We start from the raw sequence: 5,615 nt of genomic DNA on the forward strand, positions 1-5,615 counted from the left end.
AATCTCTGCCCAGGCCCGTCAGGCGAGCATCGATCAGCTGGCTGCCCTAGGGAGCTTTGGCGATGCGGTGATTGGCCTGATTGCCTCATTAGTTCTGTTTTTTGGCGCGTTTTGGGCACATAACAAGGCGCGATTAGTGGGATCCGAGGACTAGCCATGGAATTACAAACACTCGCTGTCGACCACTTTGCACTCCACCAGCGTTGGTTTGCGCTCGAGGTCGGTGACCAACGGTATGCGCTTGATTTAGGCAGTGTGCGCACAGTGTTTTATCAGCCACTCTCCGAGCCATCGGAACAAGAGAATCGCGCTCCGAATCTATCCTCTGTGTTTTTGAATGTCCGAAGTGTTATCGTGCACGAGGGGGCGCCGGTTTTTTTGCTCTCCCCGAGTCAGGTCTTTAGCTGTAACGAAGTGCCGCTCGATCCTGAGGTGCACAACCTCGCTAATGTTGCGGCAACCGAGCTTCCATGGGTTGTGATTCTGCAAGGGGATTCCTTATCTAGTGTTGGGGTGCGGGTCGGGCGGGAACGGTCAAAAGGCCGCCCCGCCCGACGACCGTTCAGTAGTCGACCCGCTTCAGCATTCCGCCGTCAACCACGAGATTGACACCCGTGATGATCGCGGCGGCGGGACTTGAAAGAAAAGCAACCGCGCGCGCCACATCGGCGGGCGCCGGCATCCTTCCCATCGGGATTTGCGCCATGGTTGTATCGAAGAAAGGCTTCATCCTTTGCTCAATCATCGCCCAGGAACCGCCCTCGAAGTATACCGGCCCCGGGGATACGCAGTTGACCCGGACACCCTTGGGCCCAAGCTGGGTCGCCAGGTTTTTGGCGTAGTTGTTGATCGCCGCTTTCACCGCGTTGTAGGCCTGAGGTCCGACAAAGGTCTCCGTTGCCGCTGTTGTCGAGATGAAGACAATTGCACCGTTTGTCTTCTCAAGGTGCGGCGCCATAGCCTCTGCGCCTCGTACCGCGCCCAGCATGTCGATTTCGAAAGAGTTGCGCCAGTTTTCCTCACTTCCCATGCCGCCGCCAGCCGAGACATTGGGGATGAAGATGTCGGCGCCGCCAAGTTTCTCGACTGCGGTCGCCAGCCAGTCGCGATAGGAATCGCCATTGCGGACGTCGCATACGGCGCCATGCGCGACGCCCCTCTTCTTGAGCGCCGCCTCAGCTTCAGCGACTTCATCACCCTTCCGCGCGCAAAAGGCGACAGTTGCACCCTCATCGAGAAAGGTCTCGGCAATGGCGCGCCCAATGCCGCGCGTCGCGCCAGAAATCACGACTCTTTTGTTAGACAGACCTAGATCCATAGCTCATCTCCCGAAATTAGCCAGAACATGATAGACAACGTGGAGCGTCAAGAAAGGACAATCTAACATGACCGAGGTTGTTCAGGTGCATCTTGTGTGCGGAGGCGTCTTCCATGACTTCGATTTCGCACGGCTGGAAATCTTAAAGCTGCTTTCCGAATGGGACCGTGTCAGAACGACGGTTGGCCAGGACTACAGCGACGTCACTGCGCTTAGCCGTTCGGATGTCTTGGTCACATACACCTGTAATGTCGCGCCCACAGCTGAGCAGATCCAAGCGTTGCGCACCTTCATTGAGCGTGGCGGCCGTTGGTTTGCGCTTCACGCGACCAACGCTGTGACAGAATGGCTATCCGGACCTGGCGAGGAACCCCGCGTGGACACCCCGGATCTACCGGCGCCGTTCATCGATATGCTCGGAAGCCAATTCAAGGCGCACCCACCTCTGGGAGAGCGTTTCTGGGTCAGGGCGAGCGAGCCGGTTCATCCGTTGGCGGAGGGTATTGGTCCGTTTCTAGCAGACGACGAACTTTATCTGTCTAGCTACCGTAGCGGAAACATTCCGATTTTGGAGACGCGGTGGAAGGGCGATGTTCCATATTTCACTGAGGGCTCGTGGCCTGAAGAGAGTGCGCATCTCGTCATGTATCTGCGACCGACGGACCTTGGCGGAGTCCTTTATCTTACCCTGGGCCATTGCCGCGGTCACTATGACTTCCGTCCAGTCTATCCCTACTATCCGAAGGTCGAACGCTGTTCGTGGGATCTGCCGGTATTCTACCATTTGCTGCGCCGTGGTCTCGGCTGGGCCATCGATCGGACTGATCGATAAACTGGCGCCCTTGCTGGTTTTACCGGCCCCTTGTATCGTGTGGGGGCGTTAGGGGAGATGGTGCATGGAAGGTTCAGGGAGCCCTCCGCCGCCGGGGCAAGCGCGCTGCCCCGGGGTGACCTGGGAGGACATGCTTGACGCTGACTCTCGTCCCGTACCTGAGTTTCTGCGCGAAACGTCCTATGAGTATCTTGGCTCAGCGCCCCTCGATGTGCAGCGCTATACTTCCGCGGAATTCTTCCGGCGCGAAGTGGACCGAATGTGGCCCAGGGTGTGGCAGTTTGCTTGCCGGGAAGAGGAAATACCTGATGCCGGAGATGTTGTCGTCTACGACAATGCAGGCGTCTCCCTGCTTGTTACCCGACAGAATGACGGGACAATCCGCGCCTTCCATAATGTGTGTCTTCATCGCGGCCGGAAGTTACGGACCCGCTCAGGCTGGGCGGGCGATTTCAAGTGTCCCTTCCACGGCTTCACCTGGGAAACGGACGGACGACTGAAGGAAATCCCCTGCGCCTGGGATTTCCGGCACCTCGACGCTCAGCGCATGCAACTGCCGGAGGCCAGGGTCGGGGTTTGGGCGGGTTTCGTTTTCGTCAATGTGGATGGCAAGGCCGCTCCGCTCCACGAGTGGCTGGCGCCGTTGCCGGCACACTTCGCTCGGTGGAACCTGGAAGACTGTGTCACTGGCGTTTGGGTCGGCAAAGTCATTCCCGCCAATTGGAAGGCGACGGCGGAGGCTTTCATGGAGGCGTGGCACTCGGTAGTCACGCACCCTCAGATTCTCCCGTTCACCGGCGATGCAAACTCACGCTACGATATCTATGGCGATCACGTGAACCGGGCTATTACGCCGTTCGGCACACTCTCGCCGCATCTCGCCGGCCAGGGTCACGATGAGCAATTCGTGGTCGATTCCATCATGAAGTTCGGTGGACGCGTGGCCGGCGGGGGCGCTCCGAAGCTCCCACCAGGTGTCGGGGCCCGCGAATTCCTCGCCGCCGCCAATCGCGACAAGTACAAAGCTGAGACAGGCTTCGACTTCGAAAACGCCACCGATAGTGAATTGCTCGACGCCTATACTTACAATGTCTTTCCCAACATGGCGCCATGGGGCGGCTTCACGCCTAACATCGTCTATCGCTGGCGACCCTGGCCGGACCAGGATCGCACCTTGATGGAGGTCCGGATCTTGACCCGCCGGCATAAGGATAGACCGCGACCAAAGCCTGTGCCGATGCGAATGCTCTCCGAAACGGAGGCCTGGACTGCCGCGCCCGAACTCGGGTCGCTCGCAAATGTCTTTGAGCAGGACATGGCGAACCTGCCGTTCTTGCAGGAGGGCATGAAGGTTTCGGCGAACGGTCGGATCGAGCTCGGTGACTATCAGGAAGTGCGTATTCGGCATTTCCATCGCACGCTAGACCGGTATCTTTTCGAATGACCCTGCGACCACTGACCATGCCGAAATGGGGTCTCTCCATGCAGGAGGGTACTGTCGGCGCCTGGAGCGTTCGGGAGGGCGCGGCGATCTCGGAAGGCGACGAGCTTGTCGATGTCGAGACGAGCAAGATCGTCAATACTTTCGAGGCCCCGTTCGCCGGGCATCTCCGGCGGATCGTTGGTCGCGAGGGTGAGACTTTGCCCGTGGGTGCGCTTCTCGCCGTCCTCGGGCCTGCTGATGCTGCGGACGAAGAGATCGACGCCTATGTTTCCGACTTCCAGGCGCGTTTCGTGCCGCAAACAGAAGAGGCGGGCGCTGGCCTAGAGAGCTTAAAGGTCACGATTGGCGAGGCGCGGGCCTTGCGCGCGGCGATCGCCGGCGAGGGTGATCCGCCGGTGGTGTTCCTCCACGGATTCGGAGGCGACCTCGACAACTGGGCCGCGGTACAGCCGGCGCTGGCCGGAAGTCGGCGCACCATCGCGTTTGATCTTCCTGGCCATGGAGAATCAACAAAGGCGCTGGCCGGAGCCTCGCCCGCCGATCTCGCAGCAGATGTCTCGCGCGCGCTTGACGCGCTCGATGCCCCTCGCGTCCATCTTGTCGGCCATTCGCTGGGCGGCGCCGTAGCGCTGGCGTTCGCCCTCGCACATCCTGAGCGGACAGAAAGCCTGGCGTTGATCTGCGCCGCAGGTCTTCCGGGTGGAAGGCTCAGCTCTGAGTATCTCGATGGTTTCCTCGCCGCGCGGCGCGCCCGAGAGCTCGCGACCGTGCTTGCTCAGCTATTCGCTGATCCATCGCTCGCGACCCGCGAGCTCGCCGAGAGCGTACTGAAGGCGCGCCGGCTCGACGGCGCCGACGACGCACTCGCTGCGATCCGAGAGGCGATAGGCTCGCCCGCATTCGCTATCAACGAGGCCCTCCTCGGCTCGGTGACGGCGCCTCTCCTCATGATCGCCTGCTCGCAGGATCAAGTCGTCGGCACACCGGACCCTGAGCTACTGCCTGCACACGCTCGGCTGATCACGATCGATGACGCCGGGCATATGCCTCACGCGGAACGACCCGCAGCTGTCATCTCCGCACTTCGCGCGCATCTCGGTTGATGCGTTAGGTCGGAGCTATCAACTTGTCTCCCTGAGGTCGCCGACGACCTGGCAGACCGCGCCCCAGACCGTAGGATCCTGAACAGATTCGAGTCTCTTGTCCGCCAGCGGCCCGGCGATCAGAAAGCCCAGAGCCGTCAGCATGCTCGCGATCTGGCCGAACCGGACGAATGCGGTGAGCTTGAGGGAGAGGTTGGATTCTACCTGCAGGAAACGCCTCCAGTTGTCCCGGAGGCGTCTCCTCGCGCTGGCGCACGCATTGCAGCGCAAATGGCTGTGGCAACCGATAGAGATTCTCTGTCAACTGCCGGTAATCGTCTTGGCAGCCGGTGCATCGCGAGTCTCACCACGCGCCAATCGGTGGAGAGCAAACGTCATTTGAGCTCGCCGACGATGATCGCCCGCGCGCCACGCCCCCGCTCGCTGGGGCCGGCGATCCGCCTGAACGCGAGGGTTTCCGCCCACCTGGCCTCAATTCTCCTCCCGAACGAAGCCGGCCACGTGGTGCCAGCTGTGGAAGAAGAGATCATCGCCCATGAGATACAGTCCCGTCTGGCTGTCTTCCTCCTCGTCCTCTGGGAAGACGATCACAAAGTAGATTTCGTCCGCCTCGACGACCATGGGCATCTTGTCGATATAGGGCCGGGGTTCCCCGGCCCAGAGGATCTGGCTGCCCTGGATGTTCACCTCCGTGTCCGAGCCGTCCGGGTCGATCCATCGCCCCTGGAGGGCTTCGGGGAAGTCGGCTTCGCGACGCTGGCGCACCTCGGCCGCGGAACTCGACTTGCGCGCCTCGCGCTTGCGCTCGAGCCAGGCGCTGTAGGCGTCTTCATCGTCCTGCGGAGGCCGGTCATCTCTTTGGGTCATTTCGGTCACTTTCTCTTGGGTGGTGGCGTGCCGGGCCGGGGGGAAGTCTGG

General features: G+C 60.9%; 5 protein-coding genes. 3 read left to right on the forward strand and 2 right to left on the reverse strand.

Translation table 11 applies throughout. From position 1 onward, the window contains the following. Positions 1 to 562: 562 nt before the first annotated feature. Entirely contained in the window at positions 563 to 1,318 is a 756-nt protein-coding gene (locus ACKODO_RS09650) for an SDR family NAD(P)-dependent oxidoreductase (protein WP_408983227.1), read from the reverse strand. Between the two features lie 67 nt (positions 1,319 to 1,385). Here ACKODO_RS09650 and ACKODO_RS09655 point away from each other — a divergent pair, with 67 nt between their 5' ends. From ACKODO_RS09655 to ACKODO_RS09665, 3 genes are all read left to right on the forward strand, one after another. Continuing rightward, positions 1,386 to 2,150, forward strand: a complete 765-nt coding sequence (locus ACKODO_RS09655; RefSeq protein WP_408983228.1) for a ThuA domain-containing protein — start codon at positions 1,386 to 1,388, stop codon at positions 2,148 to 2,150. A 130-nt stretch (positions 2,151 to 2,280) separates the two neighbouring features. Next, positions 2,281 to 3,594, forward strand: coding sequence for an aromatic ring-hydroxylating oxygenase subunit alpha (locus ACKODO_RS09660; protein ID WP_408983229.1), 1,314 nt, complete (start codon positions 2,281 to 2,283; stop codon positions 3,592 to 3,594). Next, on the forward strand, positions 3,591 to 4,697 hold the full coding sequence (locus ACKODO_RS09665) for an acetoin dehydrogenase dihydrolipoyllysine-residue acetyltransferase subunit (protein ID WP_408983230.1): 1,107 nt from the start codon (positions 3,591 to 3,593) through the stop codon (positions 4,695 to 4,697). Before ACKODO_RS09660 ends, ACKODO_RS09665 begins: the two co-directional genes overlap by 4 nt. A 471-nt stretch (positions 4,698 to 5,168) precedes the next feature. Here the strand turns inward: ACKODO_RS09665 and ACKODO_RS09670 are convergent. Next, on the reverse strand, positions 5,169 to 5,615 hold a 447-nt coding region (locus ACKODO_RS09670; RefSeq protein WP_408983231.1), incomplete at its 5' end, for a hypothetical protein.

This window comes from Rhabdaerophilum sp., from assembly GCF_046092605.1.
Classification (GTDB): domain Bacteria; phylum Pseudomonadota; class Alphaproteobacteria; order Rhizobiales; family Beijerinckiaceae; genus Rhabdaerophilum.